The following is a 16,723-nucleotide window of genomic DNA, read 5'->3' on the forward strand; positions in this document are numbered from 1 at the left end:
TAAAGTTTTCTATAAAAGTATTACAGTATACTTGTATAACTTATGATATATTTTAATAATTTTAATAATAATAATAATAAACTAATAATAATAATAATAAACTAATAATAAACTAATAATAATACTAATAATAATAATAATAATAATAATAAACTAATAAAATAATAATAGTAATAATATCAATACATTTGTATATTTTTATATTACTATATTTTTATATTTTCATTTAAGAGTATAAAAGGGTTATTTTAAGATATTATCGCCATATTTCGTTTTTTTATAAAAAAATTCAATAAAACAAGAAGATTAATCAAAAAGTATATAATTATGAAATATTAAAGTATATCTTATAACTTGGAGGTGCATTATGTCTAACAAAATAATAAATGCTTATACAAGCATACCGTTAGTTGCAAGAATGTTGGGTGCGTTAGTAATCGGCTTACCTATTGGTTTAGCGATATCATTCTATTCCCCTGACTTAATAAACGTTATTAGTGCTTATTTATCACCGTTTGGTACTGTTTTAGTAAATATGCTTAAAATGATTGTGATACCTATCATATTTTTCTCATTAATTGCAGGTGCTGCAAGTATACCACTTGGTAAGCTTGGAAAAGTAGGTATTAAGACTATTTTATGGTATTTAATGACTTCATTGTTCGCATCATTATTTGGTGTACTCGTAGCAATGTTATTTAACCCAGGTGTTGGTTTCACACCTCAGCAAGTTGCAAGTTCAGTTGCACAAGTTGGTGTACAACCATCTGCTGATATTATTGGTATTTTATTAGGAATGTTCGCAAATCCTTTTGCATCACTCGCACAAGGTAATTTCTTGCCCATTATTGTTTTCGCAATTTTATTTGGTGTTGCTACAAGATTGGTAGCCGATAAACCACTTGACGAAGAAGAATCAAAGAGAGCATTCGCTTTAATCGATTTTGCTAAGTCAGTTAACGCTTCAATGTTTAAAATTGTTAATTGGGTTATGGAATACGCTCCAATCGGTGTTTTAGCTTTGACAATTGTAAACTTTGGGACTTACGGTTCTGACTTACTCGGAAGCTATGGACAAATAGTTATCGGTATTGTACTCGGTATTTTAGGATTAATAGCATTTGTATACTCTGGATTATTGATTTTAATCGGAAGAGAAAACCCATTAAAAATATTCAATAAAATTAAGGAAGCTATGGTTACAGCATTCGCTACAAGAAGTAGTGCGGCTACATTACCGGTTTCAATGGAAGTTGCAAGAGACGAATTAGGTGTGAAGGAAGAATTAGCTTCATTTACATTACCATTAGGTGCTACAATCAATATGGACGGAGTTTGTATTCACTTACCAATGTGGGCTTTCTTCGCTGCAAATATGTTTGGTATCTCAATGACAATTGATTCAATTCTCGTTATGGTAATTACAACCGTATTGGCTTCAATTGGTGCTGGTGGCGTACCAGGTGGAAGTTTAATGCTTTTATTCATTATTTTAGGTACTATGGGATTAGCACCTGAACAAATAGCGATTGTTGTTTCATTAGCTATTGCAGTGAACCCAATTTTAGATATGTTCGAAACTATGAACAACGTTACCGGTGATTTGGTAATGACTTACTTAGTTGGTAAAACTGAAGGCTTAGTCGACGAAAACGTTCAAAAAAAGTTATAAAAAGTTATAAAAAGTTATAAAAAAGTATAATATTCTAAATCAAAATGTCAAATCTAAATAAACTATATAAATAAACTATCTAACTAACAAATTATTTAAATTAACTAACTAAAAATATAATATAAAATATTTATTTCTTTTTTATTGTTAAATTATAATTTAAAATTATAGTTTATTCAAAATTTATCACACATACTGCCATATAGGAAAATTTTAAGCCATTTTCTATTTTATCAAGCAATTCAACGAGCTTAAACGTTGTTATTTTTTCATTAGGATACGATAAATTTTCACAAATTGTAATTTTTAAATCTTGTAGATTACCGATATTCTTATTATCTTTATTAGTATTATTTTTATTAGTATTATCTTTATTGATATTTGCAGTATATAATAAATATTCTACATCTTTTTTTATTTCACTCGGTAAAAATATTACATTTTGTTTATTGCTCACCATATTGCACAGTAAATCACGATTGTGCTCTTTACCGTGCAATGTAAGTATATTGTAGTCATCCCAAGATATTTTTAATTTTGCACAAGCTACTTGTATCGATGAAATACCTGATATGACCGTTATATCATCTTTATTTACGCCCAAACTTAACATAGTTTTTAACAAACCGCTAAAACACGGGTCTCCTGTTGATAAAATACCTATGGATTTATTTTTAAATTTTTCATCAAAAGCTATATCTTTCAAAGTTTCCCGGAGATTTTTTGATAAATAAATTATTTCTTTATCTTTTAATTTTAAATCTACATCTACATCTACATCTAATTTTATGTTTAAATTTGCATTTTTATTAAAATTTATAATGGATTCTACACTTCTACGACTGCCTACTAATACATCCATATTATAAATTGTATTTAACGCCGTAAATGTCAATAAATCACTGTTTCCCGCCCCAATTCCGATAATATAAATCATTTTACACACCTATTATTGTATAACATACTACACGTTTATTCGTCATAGAATATCGATTATATAGTTTATATAATTTTACAAACATATAATTATACGCAATTAAAATTATTAAACCAAATTATTGAAATCGTTGCAGTAAATCAAAAAAGCACGAGGTAGCGATACTATGATACACAGAGACCCTCAAAATTCAAATAATACTGATAAGGATAATGAAAATAAAAGGGCTTTGAGTGAAAAAGGATATTTTATCAAAGTGTACAATAGTTTAACAAATACTATGGAAAAATTTAGACCCTTAGAGCAAAAAGCCGTAAAAATGTATATTTGCGGACCTACGGTTTATGATTCGTCTCATTTAGGACACGGTCGTACATACGTGTCTTTTGATGTAATAAAAAGATATTTGGAACATAAGGGATACAACGTCTATTTAGTTATTAATTTCACTGATATCGATGATAAAATAATAAATAAAGCTAAAAATCTTAAAGTAGATTGTAAAAACGTATCTGAGGAAAATATTGCTTCTTTTTTAAAAGATATGCTTTCTTTAGGCGTAGAACCTGCAAACGTATATCCTAAAGTTACACAATCCATTTCTGAGATTATAGACTTTATTGGCGTTTTGGTGGAAAAAGATTATGCCTATATCGCAAAAGACGGAGTTTATTTTAACGTTCGAAAATTTAGGCAATATGGTAGACTTAGTAATATAAATTTAGACAAATTAAAGCCTAAATCCAAAGAAGCTCAAAATAATAATGAAAATAATAATGAAAATAATAATGAAAATAAAGATAAAAATGGTAAACTAAACGTGGAAGATTTCGCACTTTGGAAGTTCAACGAGCCAGTTTTTGACGGAGATACTTGTATAGAACCAGCTTGGAATAGCCCTTGGGGTAAAGGAAGACCTGGGTGGCATATTGAATGTTCAGTTATGAGTGCGAAATACTTTGGAGAATGTTTCGATATACACGGAGGGGGTAAAGATTTAGCATTCCCCCATCACGAGAATGAGATTGCTCAGAGTGATAGCTATTTTGAAGCTCCTTGCGTTAAATATTGGATGCATACGGGTTTTGTGCGAGTAAATGGCGAAAAAATGAGCAAAAGTCTTGGTAATTTTGTGACTATTGAAGATATGCTAAAAAAATATGATAAAGATACGTTGCGATTATTCTTTATACAGCGACATTATCGTTCGCCTCTTGATTATTCGGACGAATCATTATCTCACGTTAAAAATACATTGAATAAATTTGAAAATGCAATTAAAAAATTAATTTATTATTCAAAAAATTCTGAAGTTAAAAATAAATTAACAGTTAACGACGTAGAATTTATGAATATACTTTATACGTGTAGAAATAAATATTACGATGCTATGGACGATGATTTTAACACCGTAGAAGCTGTTAGGGTATTAAATAGCTTAGTTGGTGCGACTAATAAATATATGGCGGAACTTGACAATTTAGAAAATTCTAATGCAAACACTGCAATTATAATTCAAGCTTTGGAATTTTACAGGGACGTTGGTGAAGTATTCGGTATTTTTGGCGATTTAAAAATTGATTGTTATTTAAATTGTTTAAAACGGTATGGGTACCAGGAAGAAGTAAAAGAAAGTGCTGTTTGTATGGATAAAATACTAAATACCGAAATAGGATTCGCAGATGGTGTAAAAATAGATGGATTAATGAATTTGATACTTGAATTACGTGAAGAATTGAGAGATAATAAAAATTATGAAATGGCTGATAAAATAAGGGATAATTTGGAAAAATTAGACATTTTACTTGAGGATAATCCAAAAGGTACTCGTTGGATTTACAAATAAATAATAAATAATAAATAATAAAATAATCGATTTGGTAAAAATAGTAAAATAAAATAAAATAAAATAAAACTAAAATTGAAATAAAGGAAAGGATTTTTATTAAATATTTAATTTTTTATATTTAATTTTTTATATTTTTACAATATAATATATTTACAGCCGATTACAATTTATTTTCTTGCAATCTTTTTTCAACTAACTCTTTACCGAGTTCCGATAATTTATACTTCTGAATCTTACCGCTTGCTGTAAGTGGGTATTCTTCAACCATAAAAACATATTTAGGTACTTTATACCTTGCAATTTTTGTAATTGCGTAATCTCTAATGTCTTCTTCGGTTAAATCAGCGCCTTCTTCTAAAATTACAAAAGCTCCGACGATTTCACCGTATTTTTTATCAGGAATACCTGCAACTTGTACGTCTTTTACGCCATCCATCGTGTGAATAAATTCTTCGATTTCTCTCGGGTAGATGTTTTCTCCACCCCTAATAATCATATCTTTTATTCTTCCAACGATTTTATAGTATCCGTCATCGTCTTGTTCTGCTAAATCACCACTATGAAGCCAACCGTCGTCGTCAATCGTTTCAGCGGTTTTTTCAGGCATATTATAGTATCCTTTCATTATATTGTAGCCCCTACAGCAAATTTCACCCACTTGGTTTTTACCAACTATTTCGCCGGTTTCAGGGTCTACAATTTTAACCTCACTATGGGGTAAAGCCACACCAACAGTATTAACTCTTTTATCAATACTGTCCGTAGCCTTTGTTTGAGTAAATACGGGTGAAGCTTCCGTAAGACCGTAAGCAATTGTAATTTCAGACATATTCATTTCATCAATTACCTTTTTCATTGCTTCAGTTGGGCAAGTTGAACCTGCCATAATACCGGTTCTCAATGAGCTAAGGTCGAACATCTTAAACATAGGGTGGCTAAACTCTGCAATAAACATTGTAGGAACCCCATAAAGTGATGTACACCTTTCTTTTTGGACTGCTGCAAGTGTGAGTACGGGGTCGAATAATTCAATCATTACAAGCGTACCACCGTGCGTTAAAGTTGCCATAACTCCAAGTACGATACCGAAACAGTGGAATAACGGAACTGGTAAACATACTCTGTCTTTTTCAGAATAGTGCATACTTTCTCCGATATAGTATCCATTGTTAAGGATATTTCTATGCGTAAGCATTACACCTTTCGGGAAACCTGTTGTTCCTGACGTATATTGAATATTTACCACATCAGTGTTTTTAACTTCCTTTTTAGCTTCTTCGAGCTTTTCGTCAGCTATATGTTTACCCAATAACATTATTTCGTGGGTATTATACATACCCCTGTGTTTTTCAGGACCGATATACATTACATTTTTTAAATAAGGGTAAGTTTCACTGTTTAACTCCCCTCTTCGCTGTGTTTTTAACTCAGGTATTAATTCGTAAACTGTTTCAATGTAATTTACGTCTCTAAATTGGTCAACAATCGCTAAAGCTTTCATATCAGATTGTTTAAGCACGTAATCAAGTTCGTGGCTTTTGTATGACGTGTTAACTGTTACGGCCACAGCTCCGATTTTTGCGGTAGCAAATACGAAAGTTAACCAGTCCGGCACGTTTCTTGCCCAAAGACCGACATTATCCCCGTTTTTAATTCCAATTTCCAAGAGACCTTTTGCCATCATATCGACACGTTTATTAAACTCGCCATATGTAAATCTTAAATCCCTATCTGGGTATACAATAAATTCACGGTCAGGGTCTTTTGCTACAATTTTCTCAAAAAATTCGCCCATTGTCTCTTCTGTGAATAGATTTCCGTAATCCACGGGTGTTTTCATGCTTTCATAGTATGTGTTTCCTGTTTTTTTTACCATATAATCACATTTTACTTTTTTAATTATTTCTAATTTAATTACCTTAAAATTATAACAAAATATAATTTAATTTACCATAATATACTTAATATTAAATCATATTATTATAAAATATTATTAAATTAGTTTTCCATAAAATATTAATTTGAATTTATTTCCAATGTAAAAATGTAAAAAAAGCAATAAATTGTTTAAAATGATTATTATTTCGATTTAATTTTTATTTTCATCGAGGTCAATAAAATGTTCCATTAACTTTTCCCTTATATCATCCGGGATAGGAACTGTTTTCTGTTCGATAAAATCAAAATGAACAACTACTGCACTGCCTTTTACACATAATTTACCGTCTTGCCAAGCTTCGTGATATAAAGTAAAGGATTTATTGCCTACCCTACTCACATAAGTTTTTATGTTTATATATTGACCCAACTTCATTTGACCAACAAAGTCAAAATCTGTGTGTGCCATTATAAGTTTCCAATCTTCGTGTGTTGTGGAAAAGTTAGGTGTGAACAACTTAAAAACTGGGTTTCTTGCTTGTTCAAACCATACTGCTAACACGGTATTGTTTATGTGGCGCAATCCATCAATATCGCCAAATCTTGGTTCCACGGTTAATTCATACATTTTATACACCATTTTTAATTTTTAATTTTTAAATAAGTTATTTTTTTCTATTTTTCATATATTGTTATTTATTTTAACTTTAATATGTTATTTAAAGTTCGCAAAGTTCCTTAATCTTTATAATGGTGTATATACAACTGCTAAAATTTTTGAATTCTGGTCTTTAGCGTGTAAATTATGAGGTACGATTGAATCATAGTATATACTGTCTCCTTTTGCTAATGTATATACTTCTTGTCCGTAATTAATTTCAATCTCTCCGCTCATAACGTAAATAAATTCTTCACCTTCGTGTGAAGATAATTCAATTTCCTCATTTGCCTGTGGATACACATCAATAATAAATGGTTCCATGTGTCTATCTATTTTACCCGCAGCTAACGAATAAAAGTTTAATTTGCTTTCTTCGTCGTTGGAGTACGTTTTTTTTCCTGAAAATCTAACAACATTTTCTGATGCACCAAATCTTGATACAACTGGTCCTAATTCAGGTAAGTCATCTAAAAAAGTACCCAACCTAACGCCTAAAGCTCTTGCAATTGCGATTAATGGTTTTAATGATGGTATCAAATCGCCGTTTTCAATTTTTTTGAGCAACTCAACATCGTTGCCACTTACTTTTGCAAGTTCTTCAATAGACATATTATTTAATTCTCTAACTTTTTTAATTTTTATTCCTACTTGGTTGTTCTTTTCTGACATACTTACCCTCTTTTTACATGGAGTACAACTTATTTTTATTTTTATTTTAATTGTTTATTTTGTTCTATTTTTGTATTTTTTTAACTTTATTCAATTTTAATTAAGTTAATTAATTATATATTGAATTTAATTAGTTGTACTCATTCTTTACTCGGATATCTCCGATTTTTTACAATTTTGCCTCATTTGAGGTTTTGTACAATTCGTACAAGTTTTTTGTTTTTTCATATTGGACCTTTCCTTATTTCAATTTTATTTTAGTTTATTTATTTTAGTTTATTTTAGTTTATTTTATATATTGATTGTTAGATTTAATGATTAGTTTACGCACTTCAATTAATAATTAATTGATTTATACATATACATAAACCAAAACATTAAGTTTAAAATATATCTTATTATTTAAAAAGTTAACGGTCAAAATGTTAGATATACTGAATAATAATTGCAAAAAGTACTAATTTGTCGTTTGAAATCATAAAAACTTAAATTTAAACTTAAATTTAAAATTAAAAAAGTAAAAAAAGTAAAAAAAGTAAAATATGTAGTAAATAAAATTATATGAGACTTACAATTCCTACAGCAAAGATTCCTAACAGTATGTAGTAAAATCCCTTTATATTTGCGTGTTTTGGATTTATAAGTAATAACATAGACGTAGCGATAAAAACACCTGCTGAAAATGATATTAGTGGTTTAACGGGTAATTCAGATAATAGCCAAAGTCCCACAATTGTCCCCAATACCGTTGAAAAGGAAACAATACTCCCAATTAATAAAGTATATGGTCCGTAATACTTTTTTAACGGGGAAAATAATGCAAAACCTGCCGGTAATTTATGCAATAGTATTGCAAGGTACAAAGACATTCCTAAACTGCTAATAAACGTTAAAGCAATTACTAACCCATCAATAAATGCGTGTATAAAAAATGAAATCGGATAAATATATTTAATTCTAACATCTACATTTTCATATATTTTCTCAAAACTGGAGATATTTTTTTGAATTATTTCTTCAGGTAATTTCGGACTTGTATTTACTTTATCCTCTTCTATTGTTTTTAAATTTAAATTATCGCAATTTCTACAGGTATTTGAATTAATTTTATCCATTGTGTAATTTTCAAATTTCTTTTTATTTTTATTATTATTATTATTTTTATTATTATTTTTATTATTATTATTATTATTATTATTATCGTTATTTTCTTCCCTAATTACATCACTATGATTTATATCATAATCGATTATCTCAACAAGCGTATTAGAAACTTTATTTTTGAATTTCCCAAAGGTATCCACATTTTTGTTTTTATTATTAAATACATCGCCATTATCAATTTTATTATAACTTTCTTTGGAATTATTGCCCTTATTGTTAGTATTAATACTATGTAATTTATTAATAACGTGCAATTGATGATGTATACCCCATTTTCTAAAATATTTTTCAAATAGTATTACAAGTATTATACCCAATAATACGTATAATGTAGAATATTTAGAATATCCTTCAGGTATCATAATAAATATGCTCGCCCCTAACAAAAATCCTCCTGCAAATAACTCGTAATTTTCGGATTCTTTTAAAAAATTTGTGTAGTATGCCAAAAAGCCCCCAAAAATCATTATAAAAAATGCGATAATTGCTACATACATACCTTCGTTAATTGATACATCAATCATTGTAAACACCCATAATATAATTTATATATTTCAAGTTTTTTAATCTTATTTAACATTTTCTAATATGCTTATTAGAAAATCTAATATTAAGCCTATTTTTTCGTTTTAATCCTTTTTTGACCCATTTTTAGCCCGATAATAATATAATATTATATAATGAGATGTTCTAATATTTAAGCATACTTAATAATATTAAGTTTACTTAAATTTAATATGTGAAAATAATAATAATAAAAATAATAATAAAAATAATAAAAATCGTTTTAAACTAAATAAAAATAAAATTATTAAATATATGATATTTATTATATGCGATAGTTATTTTAAGTGTTATTTCTTTTTTATTTTTTACAGTCATATTATATTAATTAAGTAATTAATTAATTAATTTAAATAGTTATCTAACTAATGGCTTACGCCATTTAACTATTCATCTTTTAGTATATTAATAGTAATTGCATCTACAGGACATTTTCCTACGCAAATCTTACAATTATGGCAATCTGATACGTCATAAACGTAAAATTTACCATCTTTGTCTTTTTTCCATATTCTTGGCCCTTTTGGACAAGCATAATAGCATTTTTCACAACCATTACACTTGTCTTTATTAACAATTATCTGTACGGACATAATTATCACATTTTATCTTTTTAGGATTATTTAGAGTTATACATATGCCCACCATAAGTATTACTATCAAATCTTAATAAGATATGCCCATAATATAAATTAGCATTTTATTATTTATGTATTTTTATATTACACTTTAAATATTATAAGTTAGGATAAAATGGTAAGTAAAAAATAATTAAAAATAATTAAAAATAATTAAAAATAATTAAAAATATAAAAATTCAAAATTTATTAAATTTTTGGTGTAATTATGAATGAATCAAACTACGAATATGACTATAAAAAATACGATAAAAAGAATTCCAATAAAAATAAACCTAAAAATTATAAAAGATGTACTATGATATTGTACAATTCATACGATAAATCAAAATGGCATGAAGCCCATAAAAGAGCAATAGCCCGAGCTGCACCAATTTGTACGGCTTTTGACTGGAATTTAGCAATATATGATTTTCCGGTCGATAAGATAGAAAATTTAGATGGTTTAGATACTGCTAATAATGAAAAAGACGTTATAAAATTAATTGAGACTACGATAGGCGGTTCAGGTAGTTATTTAAGGAATTTGATAGACAATAATAGATTTTTAATAACAAATAAATATCAAGCACAGTTCGGAACCCCGATAGCTACAACATCAAAACCCGACCCTAAAAAATTGATTACTCCTAAAAAAGTGCTCGAAGAATTACAAAAAAAGCCCTGTGGCGTATTTATTGGATTGGGGAGACACGGTTTACCTAAAGACGTAATGAAAATGGGTCATTATGACTTGGATATTACTGAAAAAGGTTTATCTCTTGAAACTTGCACGGCGATTGCTTCAATACCTGCAGTAATCAGTACAATGGCAAAATACGAATAAAATAATATACTACTGTAAAAATAAATAAAAAGAAATAAAAAGAAATAAAAATAACATAATATTAAAAGTGTAAAAACTTTAATTAATTAAGTAATTACTTATTAATTACTTATTAATTACTTATTTAATTAATTAACATTAATTGAAACGATTGGTTTTACACCTTTAACTTTTTTATCAGATATTTTTTTATCGATTAATGCCAAATCGTTTAATTTACCTTCAATTTCGACAGAAATTTCTTTTACAAGGTCTACAGGGTCAATTGACGAATATACGTATGGTTTTTTACCCAAACCTTCCCTATCCATTTTTTTCCTAAATACGTGGTCTTCATTAAACATTTCAAATATTGACTCCCGTACAGTTGACGGATATATGCCAGTCCCTTCTGCAATTTCATCTACAGTACTCTCTCCATACATCCTTAAATATACGTATATTTTAGCTTTGACCTCACTACCCATTAATTTAGATAGATTTGCTACTAATTCTTTATTAACAGAACTTAAATCTTTGGTCAAATTTTCCCCTCCACTTAACGAAATAATTTAGTTAATCGCCCCTATAATTACAAAATATTTTAATTACTTATTTAATCATTATATTTATATTACTTTATTAATTAGCTAAATTAAATAATTAAATTAAATTAAATTAACTAACCTAATGTATTAAATTTAAAACCATTTAGTCTTCTTAATCCATCTTCAAACGTAATAACCCCATTCACGTATCTTCTTTTATCCCACGATAAAAAGTTTATAGTTAATTGTTTATATAGTTATTCAATATTTCCATTATGCCACCTGTTATATGAATATATTAAATTTGTCCCATAAAAAATTAAAAATAAATATAATCCTTAATAACTTATTTTTAAGACTTATTCATAAAGAATTCTAATTAATTAGGGATTAATTTAAAGAATATCCCATTTCGAAAGCTTTTAAATTTACTTCCAAAAATCTTTCAGGTACTGTTTCCTTAATAGCTTTTAACCATTCATCTTTTTCAATAGGGCTATTTTTTGCAAGTAATCCGATTAAAACAGTGTTAACGGTTTTTATATTGCCTGCTTGTTTTGCTACGTCAAGTGCATCTACAAATTTTGCAGTGATATTGTCTTCTTTAATTTTTTGTTTGATATCTTTAGGATATTCAACAGCCCCGATGATTACAGGCATAGGACTTATCTTTTGAGTATTTGAAATTAATATGCCGTTTTCTTTTAAATAATCGGTATATCTTGCACCTTCCAATAGTTCAAAAGCCAATACAATATCTGCAGAACCTTTTTCAACTACTGGAGAGTATATTTTATCACCAAATTTAACGTGGGCTACTACACTACCGCCTCTCTGAGACATTCCGTGAACTTCGGACACCTTTACATCTTTTCCGATGTTTTGAGCTAACTTACCAAGTACTTTGGAAGCTAATACGGCACCCTGACCCCCGACTGCTGCAATTAATATATTCATAATTCCACCTAACTTATGATTCTTATGATTATTTCATTTTTATTATTAATTATTGTCAAAATTTTAATATTAATTTTAATTTTAATATTAATATTTGTATGGTATTTTACTATTTTACTATTTTATTTTTTTTAATTTTCTTTATCATTCTTTAATTCAATTGCAGAGCGTTTACAAATATCTACGCAAAGTCCACAGCCTACACAGAGCGATTTATCAATTTCCGCTTTCTTAGTTTCATTATTAAATGAAATTGCAGGGCATCCGATTCTTAAACATAATTTACAACCATTACATTTTTCAGAATTTACATATAAGTCTTTATATTCGAATTTAACGCCTTTTATTAATATACACGGTCTTTTTGTGATAATAAGCGATGGTTCTTCCGTATTTACTTCGGTTTTAATTACTTCCTCAAGCCTATTTAAATCATAAGCATCGACTTCTACAACTCTTTTAATACCTATAGCTTTACCAAGTGCCACGAAATCAATTTGTGGGGCTATATCGCCCTTAAGAGTTTTACCGGTTGAAGGATTTTCTTGATGTCCAGTCATAGCAGTGATAGAATTGTCTAATATAATAACGGTACTTGTTCCTTTGTTATATACTATGTCAATCAAACCAGTTATGCCAGAATGCCAGAAAGTGGAATCTCCAATAACTGCAACGGATTTTTTAGCAAATTCCTTGCCTTTTGCCATTTCAAAGCCGTGTGCCATTCCAATACTTGCACCCATACATATTGTTGTGTCCATAGCACTTAATGGTGGGACACTACCTAATGTATAACACCCAATATCGCCAGAAACGTTTAATTTAAGCTTTTTCAAAATGTAAAATGGACCTCTGTGATGACACCCGGGACATAATACAGGTGGTCTAACAGGTAATTCATTTTGCCCATTTTCCTCATCAGGTATGTTATGCACGACTAAAGAACCAGTTTCTAATTCACCCACCTCTTTTAAGCATTTTCTTACAATTTCCGGACTTAATTCGCCAATTGTTGGGAATATTTCTTTACCAATTACGTTTAATCCCCAGGATTTTATTTCTTTTTCAAAAATAGGTTCTAACTCCTCAATTACATAAACTTTATCACAATTATTAATGAATTCAGTAATTGCTTCTTTAGGCAATGGGTAAACCATTCCTAATTTAAAAAATGAAGCTTCAGGACATATTTCTTTTGCATATTGGTAAGCTGCACCACTTGTAATAATACCTATTGATTTATCATTATATTCTACATTTATCAAGTTATTTTGTGGATTATTTGCAAATTCTTGAAGTTTGCCGAGTCTTTCTTCTATAATTACTCTTCTTTTCCTTGCGTTTGCCGGTGCAGAAATGTATTTTTCTGGGTTCTTATCATAAGGTTTTATAATTATTTCTTCATCAGATATTCTTTCATTTAAGTTTACGATACTTTGAGAATGGGATATCCTCGTAGTTAATCTTAAAATCACAGGCGTATCGAATTTTTCACTTATCTCAAATGCCATTTTTGTATAATCTTTACATTCTTGGCTGTCTGAAGGTTCTAAAACTGGACATTTTCCTGCCATTCCATAGTATCTGGTGTCTTGTTCGTTTTGGGAGCTGTGCATACTTGGGTCATCTGCTACAGCAAGTACGAGACCTCCGTTAACACCCGTATACGTTACTGTCATAAATGGGTCCGCAGCTACGTTCAAACCGACGTGTTTCATTGAAACGATACTTCTTGAGCCTGCAATTGATGCCCCAATAGCTACTTCTAAAGCTACTTTTTCATTTGTAGACCATTCAGAATTTATTTCATCATATTGTGCAATATACTCTGTTATTTCAGTGCTGGGAGTCCCAGGATAAGCTGTAGCCACAGTTGCGCCTGCTTCGTACGCACCACGAGCTACTGCAAAGTTTCCGAGCAATAATTCTTTTTTTGACATAATTTACCTCAATTCAATCAATAGTTATACTGAGTAATTTCATAATATTTCATTTAATAATATTTCAATACAGATGTGGTTTTAAAGAAATTTTAAAGTAATTATAATCTAATGATAATCTAATGATAATCAATAGTAATCAATGATAAATAATAATTGTAATTATTAATAGTGATAGTATACACAATATAATAATTTCAAATCATATATAAATATTAAGTAATTCTTCAAATAAAAATATCGCCTATCATAGAACATTGATATAATTACATACTTAAATTAATATATTATTAATTAAAAATAATTAATTATAGAATAAAAATAAAATAGGATAAATAGGGATAAATAGGGACAAATAAAGATAATAAAGAGGGTAATTTTGACAGTTTTGTCTTTTAAATCGGTTTTTAAACGGTTGAATATTATTAAAAATATTAAAAATATTAAAAATATTAATACATTATCGAATAAAAAAGATAGTATAAAAAAAATATTTTTATTTTTAGTTATTACTATGTTATTTTTAAACGTTTGTACGGGATTACTCTTAAATATTAATAATTTAAATAACGTCAATGATATTGAATCTATTGATAAAAATATCACTTCTTCAAACTATAAAATAGAATTACTCAAAGAATTAGCTCAAGGGGTGCCGGTAATGGATAGAGGCACTGAGTACGTAATTACCTTAGTATCTGTGGTAATGTTTAGTATTTTAGCATACGTATTTTTCGCATATCTGTGCGAAGAACATAAAAAACAGCGAAAAAGATTGGAAAAATCCAAAAAAAGAAAAGAACCATCTTATTTATGATATTAATTTATTCTAATTTATTCTAATTTATTCTTTCTTTATTTTTATCTCGTTTATGAATTTTTCACAATAATTACATCTTATTTTTAATTTTTCCTTATCTTCTATTGTAAATTTACCATTTACTTTTTCTTTATTTGTAATACAGTTAGGATTTGTACATATTAATATGCCCTCAATTTCATCAGGAACTTGCACTTTAAACTTTTTTAAGACTTTGCTATCTTTTATAATATTTATGGTAGCATTTGGAGATATTAAAGCTATTTTACTTACTTCGGATTCACAAAGCTCCTTGCCCTCTATTTTTAAGATATCTTTAGCGCCATTTTTTGAATTAACATTCATAGCTAAAGTTAAAGTTGTATCTTTTGGCATATTTAATATTTGGTAAACATTTAACGCCTTTGAACATTCAATATGGTCTATAACTGTTCCGTTTTCAATTGGTTTCACTTTTAACTGTTTTTTATCGATTTCTGCAACCATAAATTCACCATTATAACTATATTATATCACTTTATTATATCTATAAGTTATCAATTTACATTATCAATTTACATTATTTTAAATATATTCTTCATTTTATAGTATATAATTTATCAATATTAGGAATTTATATATAGACTTATTTATACAATTTTATTACAGACGATATATATTAATTAACTAAATAAGTACCTAATTAACTAAATATTAACTAATTATTAACTAATTATTAACTAAATAATCATCTTTAAAACCATTTGGGGGGTTAATATGGTCTTTAAAATACCAAGTATGAATAAAAAAGAATACGATGATTTATTGCGTGAAAATTATGTTTCAAGAATCGCATTCGGGGGTTCAAAACACCCATATATTGCGCCATTTTTATATGTGTTTGACGGAGAATTTATTTATTTTCTTTCGACAAAATACGGGAGGAAAATAGAACTTTTAAAAGATAATCCGCAAGTATCTGTGGAAATTGATAAATTTGCAAAAGATATGTCTTGTTTTAAATTTATGACACTTCAGGGAACAATAATTCACGAAGAAGAGCCTGCAAAAAAAGATGCCGTAAAACAGATGTTTGTAGATATGATAGTGTCTAAGAATTTATCAAAAATAGTTCTTGAAGCACTTGGTCAAAGTTCCAGTGATTCTGTTGATTCAATAATAGAAAGTGATAATACTTATGTTTGGAAATTGGTGGACGTTGAAGATATTATTGCACTAAAAAATAAAAATAATACTAATAATACTAATAATACCAATAATAAAAATTAATAAAAATTAATAAATAAACGATAATTATTAATTTATATCAATTATGGTTAAATCATTAGATAATAACGGATTTAATGAAAAATCATACTCCATTTATGAAGAAACTTTAAACTGCATAGTAGATATTCCCAGTATTCAGTCTAAACTCGAACAGCTGTTAAAAACTATTGAATCATTTGAAAATTCTTTATTTTCAAAAAAAAAAGATGAATATTTAAAAAATATAGGTTAAATTCTATTTCACTGTAAAACCAATAAAATAAACAAAAGAGTAAATGAAACCTGAAAGGTTTCATCAAAAAAGGGAAGGGAGTATTAAACTAAAACTGGCCCTTCGGAAGTCCATTCTACG

16 protein-coding genes are annotated in these 16,723 nt (G+C 28.2%); 6 read left to right on the plus strand and 10 right to left on the minus strand.

All coding sequences use genetic code 11. The features are described 5' to 3' along the window. Positions 1 to 367: 367 nt before the first annotated feature. Positions 368 to 1,672, plus strand: a complete 1,305-nt coding sequence (locus J3E06_RS08205) for a dicarboxylate/amino acid:cation symporter (RefSeq protein ID WP_013180000.1) — start codon at positions 368 to 370, stop codon at positions 1,670 to 1,672. Positions 1,673 to 1,844: 172 nt separating this feature from the next. Here the strand turns inward: J3E06_RS08205 and J3E06_RS08210 are convergent, their stop codons facing one another. Beyond that, entirely contained in the window at positions 1,845 to 2,609 is a 765-nt protein-coding gene (locus J3E06_RS08210) for a cobalt-precorrin-7 (C(5))-methyltransferase (protein ID WP_013179999.1), read from the minus strand. Between the two features lie 166 nt (positions 2,610 to 2,775). On the opposite strand from J3E06_RS08210, the gene cysS reads away from it, so the two are divergent. After that, entirely contained in the window at positions 2,776 to 4,455 is a 1,680-nt protein-coding gene (gene cysS, locus J3E06_RS08215; protein WP_013179998.1) for a cysteine--tRNA ligase, read from the plus strand. A 163-nt stretch (positions 4,456 to 4,618) separates the two neighbouring features. On the opposite strand, the gene J3E06_RS08220 is transcribed toward cysS, so the two are convergent. The 5 genes from J3E06_RS08220 to J3E06_RS08240 form a co-directional block, all read right to left on the minus strand. Then, positions 4,619 to 6,298, minus strand: a complete 1,680-nt coding sequence (locus tag J3E06_RS08220) for an AMP-binding protein (protein ID WP_013179997.1) — start codon at positions 6,296 to 6,298, stop codon at positions 4,619 to 4,621. 249 nt (positions 6,299 to 6,547) lie between these two features. After that, positions 6,548 to 6,964: an acyl-CoA thioesterase gene (locus J3E06_RS08225; RefSeq protein ID WP_048187101.1), complete on the minus strand. Its 417-nt coding sequence runs from the start codon at positions 6,962 to 6,964 to the stop codon at positions 6,548 to 6,550. Between the two features lie 117 nt (positions 6,965 to 7,081). Further along, positions 7,082 to 7,666, minus strand: coding sequence for a helix-turn-helix domain-containing protein (locus J3E06_RS08230; protein ID WP_013179995.1), 585 nt, complete (start codon positions 7,664 to 7,666; stop codon positions 7,082 to 7,084). Between the two features lie 557 nt (positions 7,667 to 8,223). Beyond that, positions 8,224 to 9,354, minus strand: coding sequence for a ZIP family metal transporter (locus J3E06_RS08235; protein ID WP_013179994.1), 1,131 nt, complete (start codon positions 9,352 to 9,354; stop codon positions 8,224 to 8,226). Positions 9,355 to 9,780: 426 nt separating this feature from the next. Continuing rightward, entirely contained in the window at positions 9,781 to 9,987 is a 207-nt protein-coding gene (locus J3E06_RS08240) for a 4Fe-4S binding protein (protein ID WP_013179993.1), read from the minus strand. A 253-nt stretch (positions 9,988 to 10,240) separates the two neighbouring features. Between J3E06_RS08240 and J3E06_RS08245 the strand changes: the two genes are divergently transcribed. Beyond that, positions 10,241 to 10,858, plus strand: a complete 618-nt coding sequence (locus tag J3E06_RS08245) for a DUF531 domain-containing protein (RefSeq protein WP_013179992.1) — start codon at positions 10,241 to 10,243, stop codon at positions 10,856 to 10,858. Positions 10,859 to 10,986: 128 nt separating this feature from the next. Here the strand turns inward: J3E06_RS08245 and J3E06_RS08250 are convergent, their stop codons facing one another. The 3 genes from J3E06_RS08250 to iorA form a co-directional block, all read right to left on the minus strand. Beyond that, positions 10,987 to 11,382 (minus strand): helix-turn-helix domain-containing protein, encoded by a 396-nt coding sequence (locus J3E06_RS08250; RefSeq protein WP_013179991.1) that lies wholly within the window; start codon positions 11,380 to 11,382, stop codon positions 10,987 to 10,989. Positions 11,383 to 11,775: 393 nt separating this feature from the next. Continuing rightward, the gene (locus J3E06_RS08255; protein ID WP_013179990.1) at positions 11,776 to 12,342 is read right to left on the minus strand and encodes an indolepyruvate oxidoreductase subunit beta; all 567 of its coding nucleotides are present in this window, start codon (positions 12,340 to 12,342) and stop codon (positions 11,776 to 11,778) included. Between the two features lie 131 nt (positions 12,343 to 12,473). After that, positions 12,474 to 14,282: an indolepyruvate ferredoxin oxidoreductase subunit alpha gene (gene iorA / locus J3E06_RS08260; RefSeq protein ID WP_013179989.1), complete on the minus strand. Its 1,809-nt coding sequence runs from the start codon at positions 14,280 to 14,282 to the stop codon at positions 12,474 to 12,476. Positions 14,283 to 14,661: 379 nt separating this feature from the next. Between iorA and J3E06_RS08265 the strand changes: the two genes are divergently transcribed. Further along, the gene (locus J3E06_RS08265) at positions 14,662 to 15,099 is read left to right on the plus strand and encodes a hypothetical protein (protein ID WP_013179988.1); all 438 of its coding nucleotides are present in this window, start codon (positions 14,662 to 14,664) and stop codon (positions 15,097 to 15,099) included. A 27-nt stretch (positions 15,100 to 15,126) separates the two neighbouring features. Here the strand turns inward: J3E06_RS08265 and pyrI are convergent, their stop codons facing one another. Further along, positions 15,127 to 15,588: an aspartate carbamoyltransferase regulatory subunit gene (gene pyrI / locus J3E06_RS08270; protein WP_013179987.1), complete on the minus strand. Its 462-nt coding sequence runs from the start codon at positions 15,586 to 15,588 to the stop codon at positions 15,127 to 15,129. A gap of 270 nt (positions 15,589 to 15,858) precedes the next feature. Between pyrI and J3E06_RS08275 the strand changes: the two genes are divergently transcribed. Both J3E06_RS08275 and J3E06_RS08280 read left to right on the plus strand, forming a co-directional pair. After that, on the plus strand, positions 15,859 to 16,371 hold the full coding sequence (locus tag J3E06_RS08275) for a pyridoxamine 5'-phosphate oxidase family protein (protein ID WP_013179986.1): 513 nt from the start codon (positions 15,859 to 15,861) through the stop codon (positions 16,369 to 16,371). 43 nt (positions 16,372 to 16,414) lie between these two features. Beyond that, positions 16,415 to 16,603, plus strand: a complete 189-nt coding sequence (locus tag J3E06_RS08280; RefSeq protein WP_013179985.1) for a hypothetical protein — start codon at positions 16,415 to 16,417, stop codon at positions 16,601 to 16,603. Positions 16,604 to 16,723: the final 120 nt, after the last annotated feature.

The organism is Methanococcus voltae (assembly GCF_024807655.1).
Classification (GTDB): domain Archaea; phylum AGJL01; class Methanococci; order Methanococcales; family Methanococcaceae; genus Methanococcus; species Methanococcus voltae_D.

Excerpts from the sequence above, each read along its gene's own strand:
- J3E06_RS08205 (WP_013180000.1), top strand. The coding sequence starts at position 368 with ATGTCTAACAAAATAATAAATGCTTATACAAGCATACCGTTAGTTGCA.
- J3E06_RS08210 (WP_013179999.1), bottom strand. The coding sequence starts at position 2,609 with ATGATTTATATTATCGGAATTGGGGCGGGAAACAGTGATTTATTGACA.
- cysS (WP_013179998.1), top strand. The coding sequence starts at position 2,776 with ATGATACACAGAGACCCTCAAAATTCAAATAATACTGATAAGGATAAT.
- J3E06_RS08220 (WP_013179997.1), bottom strand. The coding sequence starts at position 6,298 with ATGAAAACACCCGTGGATTACGGAAATCTATTCACAGAAGAGACAATG.
- J3E06_RS08225 (WP_048187101.1), bottom strand. The coding sequence starts at position 6,964 with ATGTATGAATTAACCGTGGAACCAAGATTTGGCGATATTGATGGATTG.
- J3E06_RS08230 (WP_013179995.1), bottom strand. The coding sequence starts at position 7,666 with ATGTCAGAAAAGAACAACCAAGTAGGAATAAAAATTAAAAAAGTTAGA.
- J3E06_RS08235 (WP_013179994.1), bottom strand. The coding sequence starts at position 9,354 with ATGATTGATGTATCAATTAACGAAGGTATGTATGTAGCAATTATCGCA.
- J3E06_RS08240 (WP_013179993.1), bottom strand. The coding sequence starts at position 9,987 with ATGTCCGTACAGATAATTGTTAATAAAGACAAGTGTAATGGTTGTGAA.
- J3E06_RS08245 (WP_013179992.1), top strand. The coding sequence starts at position 10,241 with ATGAATGAATCAAACTACGAATATGACTATAAAAAATACGATAAAAAG.
- J3E06_RS08255 (WP_013179990.1), bottom strand. The coding sequence starts at position 12,342 with ATGAATATATTAATTGCAGCAGTCGGGGGTCAGGGTGCCGTATTAGCT.
- iorA (WP_013179989.1), bottom strand. The coding sequence starts at position 14,282 with ATGTCAAAAAAAGAATTATTGCTCGGAAACTTTGCAGTAGCTCGTGGT.
- pyrI (WP_013179987.1), bottom strand. The coding sequence starts at position 15,588 with ATGGTTGCAGAAATCGATAAAAAACAGTTAAAAGTGAAACCAATTGAA.
- J3E06_RS08275 (WP_013179986.1), top strand. The coding sequence starts at position 15,859 with ATGGTCTTTAAAATACCAAGTATGAATAAAAAAGAATACGATGATTTA.
- J3E06_RS08280 (WP_013179985.1), top strand. The coding sequence starts at position 16,415 with ATGGTTAAATCATTAGATAATAACGGATTTAATGAAAAATCATACTCC.